Below are 19,844 nucleotides of genomic sequence, written 5' to 3' on the forward strand. Positions count from 1 at the left end.
TGACAGGCGTGTGCGACAACGTAAACGATGTACTCACCGTTTAGTACATTAGGCGGTCTGGGACAAAGGAGTACCTTGATCAACCATCGCGCCACCCTCATGGGACTCGTCGGGACGGGAGTGACCCCGTCGCTGACGCCGCCCATGCACATGGCGGAGGCACGCGCGCAGGGCATGGACCTGCTCTTCCGCCCGCTCGACCTGACGACCCTCGACCTCGAGCCCGAGCGACTCCCCGAGATCCTCGACTGGGCCGAGCGCCTCGGCTTCGACGCGCTCAACATCACCCACCCGTGCAAGCAGAGCGTCATCCCGCTGCTCGACCGGATCGACCCGCTCGCGCGAGCGCTGGGCGCGGTCAACACCGTCCTCCTCACCCCGAACGGACGCGTGGGCTACAACACCGACACGACAGGCTTCGAGGGCGCCTTCCGCGGCGGCCTCGGGGGAGTGCAGACGAACTCGGTTGTCCTCCTGGGCGCGGGCGGAGCGGGCTCGGCAGTCGCCGATGCGCTCATCCGAGTCGGCACACGCCTGCTCACGATCGTCGACCTCGATGAGCAGCGCGCTGAGCAGCTCGCGCAGGACCTCGCCGAACGGCACGCGACTGCAGCAGGCGGACCCCGCATCCGAGGCGGGAGCGTGGGCGCACTGCCAGAGCTGCTCTCGACGGCAGATGGAGTCGTGCACTGCACACCCGTCGGGATGCACGACCACCCCGGGATCCCCTTCCCCGCCGAGCTGCTCCGACCCGAGCTCTGGGTGGCCGACATCGTCTATCGCCCGCTCGAGACGCAGCTGATCCTCGCGGCGCGAGCACTCGGGTGCCGCACGCTCGACGGCGGCGCTATGGCCGTCGGCCAGGCGGTCGACACCTTCAGCCTCGTGACGGGCAGGGATGCAGACGCCACCCGGATGCACCAGCACTTCCAGAGCCTCGTCAACGACGAAGAGGCACGATCCGAGACATGGAGGTCTCAGAAATGACCGAAACCACGACCGCCAAGCGGACCCCCGTGAAAGCTGCCGCGGCCAGCTTCATGGGCAGCGCCGTCGAGTACTACGACTTCTTCATCTTCGGATCCGCGGCCGCGCTGATCTTCCCGATCATCTTCTTCCCGGACGACGACAACGCCGCACTCGTGATGTCGCTCGCCACGTTCGGCTTCGCCTACATCGCGCGCCCGATCGGCGCCGTGGTGCTCGGCCACTTCGGTGACCGGATAGGACGCCAGCGGGTCCTCATGTTCACGCTCGTGCTCATGGGCCTGTCGACGTTCATCATCGGCTGCCTGCCGACCTTCGACCAGATCGGCTGGTTCGCGCCAGCCCTGCTGGTGCTCTGCCGCCTCATGCAGGGGCTCTCCGCCGCAGGCGAGCAGGCCGGCGCTGCGTCGCTTTCACTCGAGCACGCTCCCGACAACCGCCGCTCGTTCTTCACCTCGTGGACGCTCACCGGAACCCAGGGTGGACAGATCCTCGCCGCCCTCGTGTTCATCCCGGTCCTGAGCCTCCCCGACGAGATCAAGTACAGCTGGGGCTGGCGCGTCCCGTTCTGGCTGAGCGCCGTCGTCGTCATCGTCGCGTTCTTCATCCGTCGCACCCTCCATGAGACGCCGACGTTCCAGGATGCGAAGGCGCAGGGCGAGATCGCCCGGATCCCGCTCATCCCGCTCATGCGCGACCACTGGCGCGACGTCCTGCGCGTCATCTTCTGCGCGTTCATCGCCGCCGTATCGACCGTGTTCGGCAACCTCGCGCTCGCCTACGGCAAGGAAGTCGGGCTGGCGGAGAACCTGACGCTCTGGCTGGTGGTGGTCGCCAACATCGTGGCCCTGGGCACGCAACCGCTCTTCGCGATCCTCGCCGACCGGATCGGACGCAAGCCCGTCTTCGTCTACGGCGCGATCTCGTCCGCCGTGGTCATGCCGTTCTACATGCTCTCCATGTCGTCGGGGAACACCCTGCTCACCTTCGGGCTCGCCATCCTCGTGTTCTCGTTCGGCTACGCAGCCGCCAACGCCGTCTGGCCCTCCTTCTACGGAGAGATGTTCAGCGCCCGCGTCCGCTTCTCTGGCATGGCGATCGGCACCCAGCTCGGCTTCCTGATGGCCGGCTTCGCCCCCTCGATCGTTGCGGCCCTCGGCGGCGTGCAGGAGGGCGGCTGGGTCGTGATCTCGGCGTTCACCGGCGTCATCTGCCTCATCGCCGCGATCTCGGCGCTCACCGCGAAGGAGACGAAGAGCGTGCCGACGGACACCCTCGGCATCCGCGTCGTGGCATAGGCGCTGCCCCCGGAGCGGCTCAGATTCTCGCGAACACACCTTGACCACAGTCTCACGACGTACGGTCACGGAACCAGCGAGGTCCGGGCACGCTCCGGGCGCCGCACTCTGAAGGAGGGAACTGACATGCACAAGGAAGTGCAGACCGAGCCGAGGCCCGAAGCCAGGGGAGCCGGGCTCATCGCAGAGCCGACAGTGCCTGGCGAGACCTTCTCGAGGGTCGCATTCACCCAGGACGCGGTCGACATGATCTCATCGCTCGGGCGCCGCCACGGTCCGCTCATGTTCCACCAGTCCGGCGGCTGCTGCGACGGCTCATCGCCGATGTGCTACCCGGCGGGCGACTTCCTCACGGGCGACGCCGACGTGCTCCTCGGCACGACCGAGATCCCGGATGCGGGCAACGTGGAGTTCTGGATGTCGCGAGAGCAGTTCAGCTACTGGCGGCACACGCGCCTGACGATCGACATCGTCCCAGGACGGGGCTCGGGCTTCTCGCTGGAGGCACCGGAGGGCAAGAGGTTCCTCATCCGGTCCCAGCTCATGAACGAGGACGGCAGCGACGCGACCTCGCTGGCGGCGTCCTGATCCGAACTCGCCAGGGAGCACAGGCGGCGACTCGCCGCGAAACTCGGGGGAACTCGCCGCGCGCGGCACTTGCCTCCGCTTGACCTTGCCGACTAGGCTGACAGAGCACTTTTCTGTGTGCACGTATCCGTATTCCCGGATGAACCCCGTTGCCCTTGGCTTCACGCCCCGAGCAGCGCATCCGGGCCGACTTATAGCCCACCTGGAGCATTACCTACATGACCACCACCACGACCGAAAAGGCAACCAAGCAGGTCGCCATCAACGACATCGGATCTGCTGAGGACTTTCTTGCCGCGGTCGAAGAGACGCTGAAGTTCTTCAACGACGGGGACCTCATCGAGGGCACCGTCGTTCGCATCGACCGCGACGAGGTCCTCCTCGACGTCGGTTACAAGACCGAGGGTGTCATCCCCTCGCGCGAGCTTTCGATCAAGCACGACGTCGACCCCACCGAGGTCGTTCAGGTCGGCGACACCGTTGAGGCACTCGTTCTCCAGAAGGAGGACAAGGAAGGCCGTCTGATCCTGTCCAAGAAGCGTGCTCAGTACGAGCGCGCTTGGGGCGACGTGGAGAAGATCAAGGAAGAAGACGGCGTCGTCACCGGCACCGTCATCGAGGTCGTCAAGGGCGGTCTCATCGTCGACATCGGCCTCCGCGGCTTCCTCCCGGCCTCGCTCATCGAGCTCCGCCGTGTCCGCGACCTCACGCCGTACCTCGGTCAGGAACTCGAGGCCAAGGTCCTCGAGCTCGACAAGAACCGCAACAACGTCGTCCTGTCGCGTCGCGCTCTCCTCGAGCAGACGCAGTCCGAGACCCGCTCGAACTTCCTCAACAACCTCCAGAAGGGCCAGGTCCGCAAGGGTGTGGTCTCCTCGATCGTCAACTTCGGTGCGTTCGTCGACCTGGGTGGCGTTGACGGCCTCGTGCACGTCTCCGAGCTCAGCTGGAAGCACATCGAGCACGCTTCCGAGGTCGTCGAGGTTGGCCAGGAGGTCACCGTCGAGATCCTCGAAGTCGACCTCGACCGCGAGCGTGTCTCGCTGTCGCTGAAGGCAACGCAGGAAGACCCGTGGCAGGTGCTTGCTCGCACGCACGCCATCGGCCAGATCGCACCGGGCAAGGTCACGAAGCTCGTTCCGTTCGGCGCGTTCGTCCGCGTCGCAGACGGCATCGAGGGCCTCGTGCACATCTCGGAGCTCTCCAGCGGACACGTCGAGCTCGCCGAGCAGGTCGTGTCGGTCGGCCAGGAGCTGTTCGTCAAGATCATCGACATCGACCTCGACCGTCGCCGCATCTCGCTCTCGCTCAAGCAGGCGAACGATGGCGTCGACCCCGAGGGCACCGAATTCGATGCTGCGCTCTACGGCATGGTCTCCGAGTACGACGCCGAGGGGAACTACACGTACCCCGAGGGCTTCGACCCCGAGACCAACGAGTGGAAGGAAGGCTTCGACACGCAGCGCGAAGCCTGGGAGCAGGAGTACGCTCTCGCCCAGACTCGCTGGGAAGCGCACAAGAAGCAGGTCGCCTCGGCAGCCGAGATCGAGCAGAACGTCAGCGCAGTCGCGCCGTCGAGCTCCTCGAACTCGTTCACGAGCGAAGCAGCTGGCGCAGGAACGCTTGCCGACGACGAGTCGCTTGCAGCCCTCCGCGAGAAGCTCGCAGGGAACTAGTTCCCAGCAGCCTCACTGCACCGAAGGCCGGTCCCATCTCTGGGGCCGGCCTTCGGCCGTTCCGGCGGCGCCGCGACGTCGGCTTCGTCGTGCTGCGCAGAGACCTCTGGCCCGGCTGGTTCTCCAGCCGGGCCAGAGGTCTCTGCGAGCGTCAGGCAGAGAGGCCAGGGGCCGGGGGAACTGGGGGAGCGGCTGGCCTGGTCCGCGCGGCGCGCGCATCCCGGACTCGTTTGAAGCTGCGGAAGAGCACCCAGGCCAGCACGCCGATCAAGGCGAGCATGACCACGACGAACAGCGGCACGAGGATCGCGGAGAACAGCAGCCCGACGCTGAGGGCGTCCTCGCCGACGCTGAGCACCGGTGCGGCGGCTCCCGCGGTGACGACATTCGCAGCGGCTCTCGTGCCGCTCTTCGTGAGGTGGGTCACCAGCGCCACCCCGATGCCGATGACCACGGGAACCCACGCATTGCTCGTGAAGAACGATGCAGGGTCCTGGATGGCAGCGGTGGAGCTCGCAGTGCCTGCACCGAAGACGATCCCGCCGGAGGTGGGGCGGATGACCGTCTGGATCCAGTCGTTGACGTGGTCGAGTGCCGGGACCTTGTCGGCGACGAGCTCCAGCACCAGGAGCACGCCCACGATGATGAGCACCCAGTCATTGCTGAGCCACGCCCAGCCCGCCGGCAGCGCGATGAGGTCGGTGAATCGGGCGAGGAGCCCGATTCCCAGGAGCGGGATGAACGCGTTCAGTCCGCTGGCCGTCGCGAGCCCGAGACCGGTCAGAATTTCAAGCATGATGTGAGTGCCTCCTGGCCCTCAGTCTGGCATGCGGATGGGTCGAGCGCGGCTTGGGGAGAGCGCACTGCGCTCGCTGCCTCAGCGCAGTAGCGTTGGCTTCACGGCAATGCCCGCAGCGGGTATCCGCAGATGAGAGGACGGCACATCATGGTCACCATCGCTCTGACCGGAGGCATCGGCTCGGGAAAGACGACCATCGCCAAGCGCCTCGAGGAGCTCGGCGGCGTGATCCTCGATGCGGACGTGTTCGCGAGGGAAGCCGTGGCGATCGGCTCGCCGGCGCTCCGACAGATCGAGGCTCGCTTCGGACACGGTGTCATCCTCGACGATGGTGCCCTCGACCGCCCTGCCCTCGGCGCGCTCGTCTTCGGCGACGACGAGGCCCGCGGCGCCCTCAACGACATCGTGCACCCGGAGGTCCGTCGCCTCACCGGCGAGCGACTCGAGGAGGTGCTGCGCGATGACCCCGCCGCTCTGGTCGTCCACGTCATCCCACTGCTCGTGGAGTCGACGAGCAACTACGACTACGAGGAGATCTGGGTCGCGGATGCCCCCGCGGCTGTTCGAGAGGAGCGGCTGGTCGAGAGCAGGGGGATGTCCCTTGCCGAAGCCAGGGCGCGCATCGCCTCGCAGGCGAGCGACGAGGAGCGGCGGAAGATCGCCGACGTGCTCATCGACACGAGTGCGCCGCTCGATCAGACGCTCGAGCAGGTCGACGAGGAGTGGAGACGCCTCGCCGCCGTCGCGCTGCGCGCACCGGAGACGCAGACCTACGGGGTCTGATGCGCTGACGAGACAGGGCGGGATGCGGTCCCGGATGCCCCCGTCGTCGGTGCCTCAGCTCAGGTCGACCCATTCGGTGCCGAGCGGGACGAGCGTGCCCTCACCAGCGGTGATCGAAGCGACCTCGGAGGCGAGGCCGCGTCTCGCATCCGCCGCGTCGGGAACGGCGAGGCTCAGCAGTGCCGTCGACCCCGCATACTCCGTTCCCGTGACGAGCACTCCGCGAGTTCGGAGCTCGTTCTCCCACCGGCCAGCGGTGGCGTGCGGCGCCTCGAGCCCGAAGATCGCCCTCGATTCGCGCTTCGCGAGCGGAGCCAGCTCGAGCGTGGAGGACACGGACTCCGAGTAGGCGCGCACGAGCCCGCCGGCCCCCAGCAGCACACCTCCGAAGTACCGCGTGACGACAGCCACGACGTCACTCAGGTCCGCTGAATCGACCTCGCCGCGCACTCGCTCGTGGAGCACGAGGGCTTCGAGCATGGGGACGCCCGCTGTTCCCGAGGGCTCACCGTCGTCGTTGGATCGCTGCACGCCTCGGCGGGCGCCGAGCACAAAAGCGCTGCAGTGGTGGCGGGCAAGACGATGCGCGGAGCGACGGTCGGCGATGACCTGCCTGGCCTGCTCTTCGCTCTCGACGCGCTCGAGGCGGCAGATGAACCTGGACCGACGGATCTCGATCTCGTGGTCGATGGGAGTCCGTGCCGCGAGGACCCCGTAGCTCGGTGCAGCCGAGGAACCCAGCTCGTGCAGCTGGGTGCCCTCGGACTCTTCGCGGCGCATCGGGGCAGTCTACGTCCGTCCTTTCGCCGACCCGCACGTCTTCCGACCAAACGTTCAGACCGGGCTGACAGTGTTGAGCATCCCGCAACGAACGGGACTCACTGATCGGGAGACGCGCGACGCGCTCCCAAGAGAGGACTGACATGACCACGACAGCCTCAAGCCAGCACACCGAGAACGGCGAGTACACGGTTCCCGGACTCTCGCTCGACAAGGGACACGAGATCGGCGAGCTGCTCCAGCTCCGCCTCCACGCGCTGAACGACCTGCACCTGACGCTCAAGCACGCGCACTGGAACGTCATCGGGCGCGACTTCATCGGCGTGCACGAGATGCTCGACCCCCAGATCGAGCTGGTCCGCGGCTACGCTGACGAACTCGCAGAGCGCATGGCAGCTCTGGGCGTCCCCCCGAACGGGCTCCCCGGAGCACTCGTCGAGGCCCGCACCTGGGGCGACTACGAGGTCTTCAGGGCCGGCACGCGCCAGCACCTCGAGGCGCTCGACCACGTCTACGTCGGCGTCATCACCGACCATCGCGAGGCGATCAAGCGGCTGGACGACCTCGACCTCGTGACGCAGGACCTCGTCATCGGCCAGGTCTCCGAGCTCGAGAAGTTCCAGTGGTTCATCCGGGCGCACCTCGAGAACACGCAGGGCGTGCTCTCGAGCGAGGACTAGTCCGCGCCGGCTGCACCTCGCTTCGGGGCCTCCGTGATCGCGCAGAGCGCATCACGGAGGCCCCGAAATGTCGCAGCCGCCACGTACACTTGTTCTATGCAAGCAACACGCAGCGTACGTCCCTTCGAAGTCGTCAGCGAGTACACCCCAAGCGGCGACCAGCCGAAGGCGATCGCAGAGCTTGCCAGCCGCATCAACGCGGGCGAGCCCGACGTCGTGCTCCTGGGCGCCACGGGAACCGGAAAATCGGCAACGACGGCCTGGCTCATCGAGAAGCTCCAGCGCCCCGCGCTCGTCCTGGCCCACAACAAGACGCTCGCCGCGCAGCTCGCCACCGAGTTCCGCGAGCTCATGCCGAACAATGCAGTCGAGTACTTCGTCTCGTACTACGACTACTACCAGCCGGAGGCGTACGTCCCCCAGACCGACACCTTCATCGAGAAGGACAGCTCCGTCAACGAGGAAGTCGAGCGCCTGCGCCACTCGACCACCAACTCGCTGCTGAGCCGACGCGACGTCATCGTCGTCTCGACGGTCTCCTGCATCTACGGACTCGGCAAGCCTGAGGAGTACTTCAACTCCATGCTCGCCCTGCACGTCGGCGACCGCATCCCGCGGCAGGAGCTGATCCGCCGCTTCGTGACGATGCAGTACCAGCGCAACGACGTCGCGTTCCAGCGCGGCACCTTCCGCGTCCGCGGCGACACGATCGAGATCATCCCCGTCTACGAGGAGCTCGCGATTCGGATCGAGATGTTCGGCGACGAGATCGAGGCCCTGACAGCGCTCAACCCCCTCACGGGTGACGTCGTCAGGTCCATGGACTCCGTGAGCGTCTTCCCGGGTTCGCACTATGTCGCGGGAGCCGACGCCATGCAGCGCGCCATGGGCCAGATCCGCGACGAGCTCGATGACCGCCTCGGCGTCTTCGAGCGCGAGCAGAAGCTCCTCGAGGCGCAGCGGCTCCGCATGCGCACCTCATTCGACCTCGAGATGATGGAGCAGATCGGCTTCTGCTCCGGCATCGAGAACTACTCGCGCCATATGGACGGCAGGGCGCCGGGTGAGGCTCCCCACTGCCTCATCGACTACTTCCCCGACGACTTCATCACGGTGATCGACGAGTCCCACGTCACGGTGCCGCAGATCGGCGCGATGTACGAGGGCGACGCCTCGCGCAAGCGCACCCTCGTCGACCACGGCTTCCGCCTGCCGAGCGCTCTCGACAACCGCCCCCTCCGCTGGGACGAGTTCAGCGACCGGGTCGGCCAGACCGTCTACCTCTCGGCGACTCCCGGCAAGTACGAGCTCGCTCAGGCGGACGGCTTCGTCGAGCAGATCATCCGCCCGACGGGTCTCGTCGACCCGCAGATCGTCGTGAAGCCCTCGAAGGGTCAGATCGACGACCTCCTCGAGGAGATCCGCCTCCGCGCGGATCGCGACGAGCGTGTCCTCGTCACGACGCTGACCAAGAAGATGGCAGAGGAGCTCACCGACTTCCTCGGCGAGAACGGCGTTCGCGTGCGCTACCTGCACGCAGACGTCGACACGCTGCGACGAGTCGAGCTGCTCTCGGAGCTGCGCGCCGGGCTCTACGACGTCCTCGTCGGCATCAACCTGCTGCGTGAGGGACTCGACCTGCCAGAGGTGTCGCTCGTCGCGATCCTCGATGCAGACAAGGAGGGGTTCCTGCGCTCCAGCACGTCCCTCATCCAGACCATCGGCCGCGCCGCCCGAAACGTGACGGGCGAAGTGCACATGTACGCCGACCGCATCACCGACAGCATGGCGAAGGCGATCGAGGAGACCGACAGGCGCCGAGACCGGCAGCTCGCCTACAACGCGGAGCACGGCATCGATCCGACGCCGCTTCGCAAGAAGATCGCCGACATCACCGAATCCCTCATGCGCGAGGGGCAGGACACCGAGAAGCTCCTCGCCTCCCGCGGCAAGGGAGACAACAAGCGTCAGACGACACCTAAACTCAAGCGCGAGGGCCTGGCCGCCTCCGGCGCCCGGGAGCTCGAGAACCTCATCTCGGACCTCAACGCGCAGATGCTCGATGCGGCCTCAGAGCTCAAGTTCGAGCTCGCGGCGCGTCTGCGCGACGAGCTCTCAGCGCTGAAGCAGGACCTGCGAACCATGGAACGTGCCGGTCACGTCACCAAGGGCTGAGCACGGCCGCCCGCCGATGACGGGCGCACAGAGCATCCACACGAAGAGAGAACCCGAAAGAGCTATGGCCGTCCTTCCTCCCACTTCGCAGCTGCGCGTTCAAGGCGCACGCGTGCACAACCTCAAGAACGTCGACCTCGAGATCCCGCGCAACAGCCTTGTCGTGTTCACGGGCCTCTCCGGTTCGGGCAAGTCCTCGCTCGCCTTCGACACGATCTTCGCCGAGGGACAGCGACGCTACGTCGAGTCCCTTTCCGCGTACGCGCGCCAGTTCCTCGGTCAGGTCGACCGGCCGGACGTCGACTTCATCGAGGGCCTGAGCCCTGCGGTCTCCATCGACCAGAAGTCGACCAACCGCAATCCGCGGTCCACCGTCGGCACGATCACCGAGATCTACGACTACCTGCGACTGCTCTGGGCACGCATCGGCGTCCCCCATTGCCCCGTCTGCGGCGAGGTCATCCAGCGACAGACGGTCCAGCAGATCGCCGACCACCTCATGGAGCTCGAGGAGGGCACGAGGTACCAGGTGCTCGCGCCCGTCGTGCAGCAGAAGAAGGGCGAGTTCGTCGACCTCTTCCAGTCGCTGTCCGGACAGGGCTACGCTCGGGCGATGGTCGACGGAGAGCGCGTCCAGCTCACCGAACCGCCGAAGCTCAAGAAGTCGTTCAAGCACGACATCTCGGTCATCGTCGACCGTCTGGTCGCGGCCGAGGACGTGCTCGGTCGACTCACCGACTCGCTCGAGACCGCCCTGCGCCTCGCCGATGGTCTTGTGCAGATCAACTTCGTGGATGCGGAGGGAGACGACGCCTGGACCACCTTCTCCGAGCAGCTCTCCTGCCCCAACAACCACCCGATCGCGCTCACGGAGATCGAGCCGAGGACGTTCTCGTTCAACGCCCCGTTCGGCGCCTGCCAGACCTGCGACGGCCTCGGCACGCGCATGTCCGTCGACCGTGAGCTCCTGATCGGAGACCCGCTCGCCTCGATCGCCGACGGGGTCATCCTGCCGTGGAGCTCGCAGGGCAAGAGCCTCTACCAGTACTACGAGCGGCTGCTGCTCGGCCTGTCCGAGCAGATCGAGTTCAAGCTCACGACGCCGTGGAAGAAGCTCCCGGAAGAGGTGCGCGAGGCCATCCTCGAGGGGCGCGAATACGAGGTCAGGGTCAAGTACCGCAACCGCTTCGGCCGCCAGATGACCTACAGCTCCGGCTTCGAGGGCGTCATGCCGTACATCGAGCGGCAGTACGCCGAGGCCGAGACCGACGCGACCCGGGCACGCTGGGCCCAGTACCTGCGCGAGATCCCCTGCTCGGCCTGCAACGGCGCGCGTCTGCGCCCTGAAGTGCTCGCCGTCAAGGTGCACGGTCGCTCGATCGCCGACGCGACGACGCTCAGCCTCGCCGACTGCCTCGACTTCATGAACACCGTCGAGCTCACCGACCGCGAGGCGAAGATCGCGGCGCAGGTGCTGCGCGAGATCCGGGCTCGGCTCGACTTCCTCATCGAGGTCGGCCTCAGCTACCTCGACCTCGCACGCGCGGCTGGCACGCTGTCCGGCGGCGAGGCTCAGCGCATCCGACTCGCGACGCAGATCGGATCCGGGCTCACCGGAGTGCTCTACGTGCTGGACGAGCCCTCGATCGGGCTCCACCAGCGTGACAACCGCAGGCTCATCGAGACGCTCGTGAAGCTGCGAGACCTCGGCAACACGCTCATCGTGGTCGAGCACGACGAAGACACCATCCGCACCTCGGACTGGATCGTCGACATCGGGCCAGGCGCAGGCGAGCACGGGGGAGAGGTCGTCCACAGCGGATCCGTCGCCGACCTCGAGAAGAACACCAGATCGATCACCGGCGACTACCTCTCGGGACGCATGGGCATCACCACACCCAAGAAGCGTCGCAAGTACGACAAGAAGCGCGAGCTGACGGTCGTGGGTGCCAGGGCCAACAACCTCAAGAACGTCCAGGTGAGCTTCCCGCTCGGCATCCTCACCGCAGTCACTGGCGTCAGCGGCTCCGGCAAGTCGTCCCTCGTGAACGACATCCTCTACCGCGTCCTCGCCGCCAAGCTCAACGGCGCACGCGCCGTCGCGGGCAAGCACACGCGCATCACCGGGGTCGACCAGCTCGACAAGGTCATCCACGTCGACCAGAACCCGATCGGCCGCACCCCGCGATCGAACCCCGCGACCTACACGGGCGTCTTCGACCGCATCCGCACCCTCTTCGCCGAGACGAGCGAGGCCAAGGCGCGCGGCTACCTCCCCGGTCGCTTCAGCTTCAACGTCAAGGGCGGCAGGTGCGAGGCCTGCTCTGGCGACGGCACGCTCAAGATCGAGATGAACTTCCTCCCCGACGTGTACGTCCTCTGCGAGGTGTGCGGCGGGTCCCGCTACAACCGGGAGACGCTCAGCGTGCACTACAAGGGCAAGAACATCGCAGAGGTCCTGCAGATGCCCATCTCGGAGGCGGCTGACTTCTTCGAGCCCATCACGGCCATCCACCGCTACCTCTCGACCCTCGTGGAGGTCGGCCTCGGCTACGTGCGGCTCGGGCAGTCCGCCACGACGCTCTCCGGTGGTGAGGCGCAGCGAGTGAAGCTCGCGACCGAGCTGCAGCGGCGCTCCAACGGGCGCAGCGTCTACGTGCTCGACGAGCCGACCACGGGCCTCCACTTCGAAGACGTCCGCAAGCTGCTCAAGGTCCTCGGCGGCCTCGTCGACAAGGGCAACACCGTCATTGTCATCGAGCACAACCTGGATGTCATCAAGTCCGCGGACTGGCTGATCGACATGGGCCCAGAAGGCGGCTCCGGCGGAGGAACCGTCGTCGGCGTCGGAACCCCGGAGAAGATCGCCGGTATCTCCGACAGCCACACGGGCCAGTACCTGAAGGAGATCTTCGAGCGGGAGGCAGCTGCGCGCTGATGGCGAACGTCCTGCCATATCGCCCCGCGACGGGCGACATCCCCACGAGCCCCGGGGTCTACAGATTCCTCGGGGACGACGACCGCGTGCTCTACGTCGGGAAGGCGAAGAACCTCCGCGCGCGGCTCAGCAACTACTTCGCACCGCTCGAGCGCCTGCACGAGCGAACACGGCACATGGTGACGACGGCGACCCGCGTCGAGTGGACCGTCGTCCGCACGGAGACCGAGGCCCTGCAGCTCGAGTACACCTGGATCCAGGAGTTCTCGCCGCCCTTCAACGTGAAGTTCAAGGACGACAAGAGCTACCCGTTCATGGCGGTGACGCTCGGCGACGAAGCGCCCCGCGTGCTCGTGACCCGGAACCCCCGCATCCGCGGGGCGCGCTACTTCGGGCCGTATCCCAAGGTCTGGGCGGTGAACGAGACCATCGACCTCATGGTCAAGGCCTTCCCGATCCGCACCTGCAACGACTCGAACTACAAGCGAGCCATGCAGAGCGGCCGACCCTGCTTCCCCGGGCAGATCGGCCGCTGCGGGGGACCCTGCAGCGGACGCGTCACGATCGACGAGCACCGTGTCATCGTCAACGAGTTCGTCCGCTTCATGGAGAGCTACGACCGCAGCCTCCTGACGACCCTGCAGGACGAGATGAAGCTCGCGGCCACCGAGATGAGGTTCGAGGACGCGGCGAAGCTCCGTGACCGAATCGGCGCGCTCGAGAACGTGCTCGAGAAGAGCGCCGTCGTGCTGCCCGACAACGTCGACCTCGACCTGTTCGGCATCGCCGAGGATGAGCTGAGCGCCTCCGTGCAGCAGTTCACCGTGCGGGGCGGACGCATTCGCGGAGTCCGCAACTGGGTGCTCGACAAGGAACTCGACACCGACATCGGCACGATCATCGACCAGACGATGCAGCGCGTGTACGGCAAGGATGGGCTCTTCCCGCCAGGCGAGATCATCGTGCCGGCTCTGCCAGAAGACGCGGACGCGCTCTCCGAGTGGCTCGAGTCCACACGGCAGGCCAGAGTCAAGCTGCGCACCGCGGTGCGGGGCCCGAAATCGGAACTGCTCAAGACCGCGACGATTAACGCCATGGGAGCACTCGCGCAGTACAAGCTCAAGCGCAGCAGCGACTACGTCGCGAGATCCGACGCGCTGACCGAGCTGCAGAACGCGCTCGGTCTCGGCGAGGCCCCCCTGCGAATCGAGTGCTACGACATCTCCCACCTCCAGGGCACCGGCATCGTCGGCTCCATGGTGGTCTTCGAGGACGGACTCGCACGCAAGTCGCACTACCGTCGCTTCAACATCGCCTCGTCGACCGACGACACCGATTCCATCCACCAGGTGCTCACGCGCCGACTGGCCTACCTCCGCGACGACGCCAGTCCCGCCGAGATCGTGGAAGACACTGCCCTCTCCGCGGGCCCCGTGAAGGCGGCCGCCCAGGAGTCCACTCGAGCCAAGTTCGCCTACCGGCCTCAGCTCCTGCTCATCGACGGCGGCGTCCCGCAGGTCAACGCCGCGCAGCGGGCCCTCGAGGAGTCGGGGGTTCGCGGCATCGCCGTCGTCGGCATCGCCAAGCGCCTCGAAGAGCTGTGGCTGCCAGACGACGACTTCCCGGTCATCCTCCCGCGCGGCTCTGAGGCGCTGTTCCTGGTGCAGCGACTCCGCGACGAGGCGCACAGGTTCGCGATCCGCCACCAGCGCTCGAAGCGCAAGGCAGACATCGGCACGGTGCTCGCGGACATCCCCGGCCTCGGGCCGACCCGGGTCGCCGCACTGCTCAAGAAGTTCGGCTCCGTCAAGCGGCTGCGCGCGGCGACCGTCGAGGAGCTCACGACCGTGCAGGGCATCGGCGAGGCGACGGCCGGTGCGATTTCGGAGCGGTTCGCACTCGATCAATCGACAGAAGCGTGAGAGACGCACGCTCGGGCTATGTAGGCTGGTGTTTTAGTCCATGGGAGGTGACCTGCGCATGAGTTCGGCGGAGATCGACGGCGAAGGACGCCAGCACATCATGATCGTCACGGGCATGTCCGGTGCAGGGCGATCGACAGCTTGCAAGGCGTTCGAAGACCTCGACTGGTTCGTGGTCGACAACCTTCCCCCGCAGATGATCCGGCCCCTCATCGAGGTTGCCGGCAAGGCTCGGGACTCCCTCCCGAAGCTCGCCGTCTCGGTCGATGTGCGCGGCGGTCACCTGCTCGAGGAGTTCACGGCTCTCGTCGGCGGACTGCGCGAGACGCACGAGGTCGACGTGCTCTTCCTCGATGCGACAGACGGCACCCTCGTCCGGCGGTTCGAGGCAGTGCGGCGCCCGCACCCGCTGCAGGGCAACGGGACGATCCTCGACGGAATCGCTCGAGAGCGCAGCCGCCTGCAGGACATCCGCGAGGCGAGCGACATCGTCATCGACACCTCGGAGCTGAACGGCCACCAGCTCGTGACCCGCATCGTGAAGCGATTCGGCGAAGCCGACCAGAACAAGGTCGCCGTGACCGTCCAGAGCTTCGGCTTCAAGTACGGCATCCCGACAGACGCAGATCTTGTCGTCGACATGCGCTTCCTCCCGAACCCGTTCTGGGAGCCGGAACTGCGCGCGTTCAACGGTCGCGACAAGCGGGTCTCCGACTACGTCTTCGACCAAGAAGGTGCGGACGAGTTCCTGACCCACTACATTGAGATGCTTGACCCCGTCCTGCGGGGCTACGAGCGGGAGAACAAGCGGCACGTGACGCTCGCCGTCGGATGCACCGGCGGCAAGCACCGCTCGGTCGCCATGACCGAGCGCATCGCGAGCCTGCTCCGCGAACGCGATGACACGATCATCAGCGTCCGGCACCGCGACCTCGGTCGCGAGTGACGCTCGTTCCATCTCGCACTCGCGACGACGATTCGTCGCGCCCACTCACTCTGATCCCTGGAGGTACCCCGGTGACGCTCACCGCCGATGTCAAGCACGAGCTTCTGCGCACTCGCGCGGCCACAACCCAAGCTCGTGCTGCCGAGGTCGCGTCGCTCCTGCGCTTCGCGGGCGGTCTGCAATTGATCTCCGGACGCATCGCGGTCGAGGCTCAGCTCGATTCGGAGATGCTCGCGCGTCGTCTGGGCCGCGAGCTCCTCGAGCTCTACGGCGTCCGGGCGAAGATCTCCATCGTCGCCGGCTCTGGGGCCCGCCCGGGGGAGAGCTACCTCCTCCGCGTGCTCGAGAACGGCGAGACGCTCGCCCGCCAGACTGGCCTCATGGATGCGCGCCGGCGAACCGTCCGCGGTCTCCCGAACCGTCTGACGACGGGCAGCCAGGACGACCTCACCGCCGTCTGGCGTGGCGCGTTCCTCGCCGCTGGCTCACTGACCGACCCGGGCCGGTCCGCGTCGCTCGACATCATCACGCCGAACTCGGAGACCGCGATGGCCCTCGTCGGAGCGGCCGGACGCCTCGGGGTGTCCTCCAAGGCCCGCGAGGTCCGCGGCGTGCACCGTGTCGTCATCCGAGACGGCGACGCCATCAGCGCGATGCTCACCGTCATCGGTGCCCACGCGACCGTGGAGAGCTGGGAGAGCCTCCGCCAGCGTCGTGAGACCCGCGCCACCGCCAACCGTCTCGTCAACTTCGACGACGCGAACCTGCGTCGTTCCGCCCAGGCCGCTGTCACGGCCTGCACCCGCGTCGAGCGTGCGCTCGAGATCCTCGGAGAGGGTGCGCCCGACCACCTCAAGTACGCCGGGCAGCTTCGCCTCGCGCACCGGGAAGCCTCACTCGACGAGCTCGGCCGCTACGCGGACCCGCCCATGACGAAGGATGCGGTCGCTGGCCGCATCCGTCGCCTGCTGGCTCTCGCCGACAAGCAGGCCTCTGACCGTGGCATCCCGGGCACGGAGTCCAATCTGCCCGTCCTCGACGAGCTCTGATCCCCACGCCGAACAGCTCACCCCATTTGGTCACCTGGGCGCACGCCCATGGGACTAGGCTGACGATGTTGAACGGGCTCGCCGAGCAGACCGTTCCCCCGAACTCGGTGCGATGGTGCACCCGGCCCTCCAAGGCCACACAGTCCTGTCAAATCGGAGAAACAACAGGAAAAAGGAGCATCACGTGACGAAAATCGCCATCAACGGTTTCGGACGCATCGGACGCAGCTACGCACGCGCACTGCTGCAGGATGACAACAACCTCGAGCTCGTTGCAATCAACGACCTCACCGACAACAAGACGCTTGCACACCTCCTCAAGTACGACTCCACGGGTGGCAAGCTGAAGAACGACATCTCGTTCGACGAAGACGCCATCTACGTCGACGGCAAGAAGATCACGGCGACCGCAGAGCGCGACCCCGCGAACCTGCCGTGGGCCGAGCTCGGTGTCGAGATCGTCATCGAGAGCACGGGTCACTTCACGGACCCCGACAAGGCTCGTGCGCACATCAGCGCAGGCGCCAAGAAGGTCATCCTCTCGGCACCGGCCTCCGGACCGGCACCGACCTTCGTCTTCGGCGTCAACCACACCGAGTACGACCCCGAGAATGACGACGTCATCTCGAACGCATCCTGCACCACGAACTGCCTCGCGCCGCTCGTGAAGGTCTTCAACGACAAGTTCGGCATCGAGTCGGGTCTCATGACCACGGTTCACGCCTACACGTCCGACCAGAACCTGCAGGACGGCCCCCACAAGGACCTCCGCCGTGCGCGCGCAGCAGCGCTCAGCATCATCCCCACCTCGACGGGTGCGGCGAAGGCCATCGGCCTCGTCATCCCCGAGCTGGCGGGCAAGCTCGACGGCTTCGCTCTGCGCGTCCCCACCGAGACTGGCTCGATCACCGACCTCACGGTCGTCTCCAAGACGCCTGTGACCGTCGAAGAGGTCAACGCCGCGTACAAGGAAGCTGCTGAAGGCGAGTTCAAGGGCCTCCTCATGTACAACGAGGAAGACATCGTGTCGCGCGACATCGTCGGGGAGAACCACTCCTCGATCTTCGACGCACCGCTCACGAAGGTCATCGGCAACCAGGTGAAGCTATCGTCCTGGTACGACAACGAGTGGGGCTACACGGTCCGTCTCGTCGACCTGACCGAGTACGTCGCAAGCAAGCTCTAACCACTTCGGCAAAAGAGGAAGGAACGCCAACATGGCGCTTCGCACAATCGAGACCCTTGGCTCCCTCACGGGAAAGAAGGTCATCGTTCGCTGCGACCTGAACGTGCCGCTCAAGGAGGGCGTGATCACCGACGATGGTCGGATTCGCGCCTCCCTCGGTACGCTCCGCCTCCTCCTCGACCAGGGTGCGCAGGTCATCGTGATCTCGCACCTTGGTCGGCCCAAGGGGGCACCAGAACCGCAGTACTCGCTCGCGCCGGCAGCTGCCAGGCTCGGCGAGCTGCTCGAGATCGATGCCCCGCTTGCAGCCGACACCGTCGGCGAGGATGCAGAACGCCGTGTTGCCGGGCTCGAGAACGGCCAGCTCGTCGTCCTCGAGAATCTGCGTTTCAACCCGGGGGAGACGAGCAAGGACGACGCTGAGCGCCGCGCCTTCGCAGAGCAGCTCGCGAACTTCGCGGACGCATTCGTCTCCGATGGCTTCGGGGTCGTGCATCGCAAGCAGGCTTCCGTCTACGACCTCCCACAGATCGTGCCGAGTGCCGCGGGACTCCTCGTGGCGAACGAGCTCGAGGTCCTCGAGCGGCTCACTTCCGCGGTCGAGCGCCCTTACGCGGTCGTGCTCGGCGGCTCGAAGGTGTCCGACAAGCTCGGCGTCATCGAGCACCTCCTGCCGAGGGTCGACTCGATCCTGATCGGCGGGGGAATGCTCTTCACGTTCCTCGCCGCTCAGGGACACAAGGTCGGCGCCTCCCTGCTCGAGGTCGACCAGCTCGACACTGTCCGTCGGTATCTGGCGGACGCCCAGGAGCGTGGCGTCTCGATCGTCCTCCCGACGGACATCGTGGTCGCCGCCTCGTTCTCGGCGGATGCCGATCACGAGGTCGTCCCCGCCGATGGCATCGAGGGCAGCGCGTTCGGCGCAGACGGAATCGGGCTCGACATCGGCCCGGAGACGGCCACGGCATTCGCCGCGGCCATCCGCGAGTCGAGCACCGTGTTCTGGAACGGCCCCATGGGCGTGTTCGAGTTCCCCGCATTCGCGGAAGGCACTCGCACCGTCGCTGAGGCACTCACCAAGGTTGACGGCCTCTCGGTCGTTGGCGGCGGTGACTCCGCGGCAGCCGTGCGCACGCTCGGCTTCGCTGATGACGAATTTGGCCACATCTCTACTGGTGGTGGTGCGAGCCTCGAGTTCCTCGAAGGCAAGCAGCTGCCCGGATTGCAGGTTCTCGGATGGTAACGACTCGCACCCCGCTCATGGCGGGCAACTGGAAGATGAACCTGGACCACCTCCAGGCCATCGCGTTCACGCAGAAGCTCGCTTGGGCGCTGAAGGACGCGAAGCACGACTTCGACGACGTCGAGGTCGCTGTCTTCCCGCCCTACACCGACCTCCGCAGCGTGCAGACGCTCGTGGACGCCGACAAGCTGTCGCTCAGCTACGGTGCCCAGGATGTCTCGGCGCACGACTCCGGTGCCTACACGGGGGAGATCTCGGGAGCTTTCCTGAGCGCTCTTGCCTGCAAGTACGTCATCATCGGTCACTCCGAGCGACGCACCCTGCACGCGGAGACCGATGAGATCGTCGGCAGCAAGGTCAAGGCGGCGATCAAGCACGGTCTCGTGCCAGTCCTGTGCGTCGGTGAGACGTCCGAGGACCTCGAGAAGTTCGGCGCGAGCGCCGTTCCCGTGGCTCAGCTCAAGGCAGCGTTGGAGGGCATCGAGGGAACACCTGACCTCGTCGTCGCCTACGAGCCGGTCTGGGCGATCGGTTCCGGCCAGGCGGCAACGCCCGAGCAGGCGCAGACCGTCGCGAACGCTCTCCGCGTCGCGCTCGAAGAGCTCCTGGGCGAGTCCGTGGCGTCAGCCACGCGCATCCTCTACGGCGGCTCGGTCAAGTCCGACAACATCGCCGGCTTCATGCGCGAGCCCGACGTCGACGGCGCACTCATCGGCGGCGCGAGCCTCAAGGTTGACGAGTTCAGCGCCATCGCGCGGTTCCGTCAGCACGTCGGTTCCTAGTCGCAAACGCGA

General features: G+C 66.5%; 16 protein-coding genes. 14 read left to right on the top strand and 2 right to left on the bottom strand.

The window, feature by feature from the left end; genetic code table 11:
• Window positions 1-75 precede the first annotated feature (75 nt).
• The 4 genes from C5E05_RS02990 (at window position 76) to rpsA (ending at window position 4,549) form a co-directional block, all read left to right on the top strand.
• Complete coding sequence (locus C5E05_RS02990; protein WP_104341068.1) at window positions 76-987, top strand: shikimate dehydrogenase; 912 nt, start codon at window positions 76-78, stop codon at window positions 985-987.
• The gene (locus C5E05_RS02995) at window positions 984-2,285 is read left to right on the top strand and encodes an MFS transporter (protein WP_104241231.1); all 1,302 of its coding nucleotides are present in this window, start codon (window positions 984-986) and stop codon (window positions 2,283-2,285) included. Before C5E05_RS02990 ends, C5E05_RS02995 begins: the two co-directional genes overlap by 4 nt.
• A gap of 126 nt (window positions 2,286-2,411) precedes the next feature.
• Window positions 2,412-2,873: a DUF779 domain-containing protein gene (locus C5E05_RS03000; protein ID WP_104306614.1), complete on the top strand. Its 462-nt coding sequence runs from the start codon at window positions 2,412-2,414 to the stop codon at window positions 2,871-2,873.
• Window positions 2,874-3,091: 218 nt separating this feature from the next.
• Window positions 3,092-4,549: a 30S ribosomal protein S1 gene (rpsA, locus tag C5E05_RS03005; protein WP_104241229.1), complete on the top strand. Its 1,458-nt coding sequence runs from the start codon at window positions 3,092-3,094 to the stop codon at window positions 4,547-4,549.
• A gap of 151 nt (window positions 4,550-4,700) precedes the next feature.
• Here the strand turns inward: rpsA and C5E05_RS03010 are convergent, their stop codons facing one another.
• On the bottom strand, window positions 4,701-5,345 hold the full coding sequence (locus C5E05_RS03010; protein ID WP_104341069.1) for a DUF4126 domain-containing protein: 645 nt from the start codon (window positions 5,343-5,345) through the stop codon (window positions 4,701-4,703).
• 150 nt (window positions 5,346-5,495) lie between these two features.
• Between C5E05_RS03010 and coaE the strand changes: the two genes are divergently transcribed.
• Window positions 5,496-6,131 (top strand): dephospho-CoA kinase, encoded by a 636-nt coding sequence (coaE, locus tag C5E05_RS03015; protein WP_104306612.1) that lies wholly within the window; start codon window positions 5,496-5,498, stop codon window positions 6,129-6,131.
• A 54-nt stretch (window positions 6,132-6,185) separates the two neighbouring features.
• Here coaE and C5E05_RS03020 read toward each other — a convergent pair whose 3' ends face one another.
• On the bottom strand, window positions 6,186-6,911 hold the full coding sequence (locus C5E05_RS03020; RefSeq protein ID WP_104341070.1) for a YigZ family protein: 726 nt from the start codon (window positions 6,909-6,911) through the stop codon (window positions 6,186-6,188).
• A gap of 143 nt (window positions 6,912-7,054) precedes the next feature.
• On the opposite strand from C5E05_RS03020, the gene C5E05_RS03025 reads away from it, so the two are divergent.
• The 9 genes from C5E05_RS03025 to tpiA all read left to right on the top strand — a co-directional run bounded on the left by C5E05_RS03025 (window position 7,055) and on the right by tpiA (window position 19,832).
• Window positions 7,055-7,591, top strand: a complete 537-nt coding sequence (locus C5E05_RS03025) for a Dps family protein (RefSeq protein WP_104241225.1) — start codon at window positions 7,055-7,057, stop codon at window positions 7,589-7,591.
• 96 nt (window positions 7,592-7,687) lie between these two features.
• Entirely contained in the window at window positions 7,688-9,766 is a 2,079-nt protein-coding gene (uvrB, locus tag C5E05_RS03030) for an excinuclease ABC subunit UvrB (protein WP_104241224.1), read from the top strand.
• 64 nt (window positions 9,767-9,830) lie between these two features.
• On the top strand, window positions 9,831-12,704 hold the full coding sequence (gene uvrA, locus C5E05_RS03035; RefSeq protein ID WP_104241223.1) for an excinuclease ABC subunit UvrA: 2,874 nt from the start codon (window positions 9,831-9,833) through the stop codon (window positions 12,702-12,704).
• Entirely contained in the window at window positions 12,704-14,626 is a 1,923-nt protein-coding gene (uvrC, locus tag C5E05_RS03040) for an excinuclease ABC subunit UvrC (protein WP_104341071.1), read from the top strand. The genes uvrA and uvrC overlap by 1 nt, the downstream gene beginning before the upstream one ends.
• A gap of 58 nt (window positions 14,627-14,684) precedes the next feature.
• Complete coding sequence (rapZ, locus tag C5E05_RS03045) at window positions 14,685-15,572, top strand: RNase adapter RapZ (protein WP_104242040.1); 888 nt, start codon at window positions 14,685-14,687, stop codon at window positions 15,570-15,572.
• 71 nt (window positions 15,573-15,643) lie between these two features.
• On the top strand, window positions 15,644-16,621 hold the full coding sequence (gene whiA / locus C5E05_RS03050; RefSeq protein ID WP_068481866.1) for a DNA-binding protein WhiA: 978 nt from the start codon (window positions 15,644-15,646) through the stop codon (window positions 16,619-16,621).
• Between the two features lie 184 nt (window positions 16,622-16,805).
• Window positions 16,806-17,807 (top strand): type I glyceraldehyde-3-phosphate dehydrogenase, encoded by a 1,002-nt coding sequence (gene gap, locus C5E05_RS03055; protein ID WP_236558411.1) that lies wholly within the window; start codon window positions 16,806-16,808, stop codon window positions 17,805-17,807.
• Between the two features lie 31 nt (window positions 17,808-17,838).
• A complete protein-coding gene (locus C5E05_RS03060) occupies window positions 17,839-19,050 on the top strand; it encodes a phosphoglycerate kinase (protein WP_104306609.1) in 1,212 nt (403 codons plus the stop codon).
• Entirely contained in the window at window positions 19,044-19,832 is a 789-nt protein-coding gene (gene tpiA, locus C5E05_RS03065; protein ID WP_104341072.1) for a triose-phosphate isomerase, read from the top strand. The genes C5E05_RS03060 and tpiA overlap by 7 nt, the downstream gene beginning before the upstream one ends.
• Window positions 19,833-19,844: the final 12 nt, after the last annotated feature.

It is taken from the genome of Pseudoclavibacter sp. AY1H1, assembly GCF_002931055.1.
Taxonomy (GTDB): Bacteria; Actinomycetota; Actinomycetes; order Actinomycetales; family Microbacteriaceae; genus Pseudoclavibacter.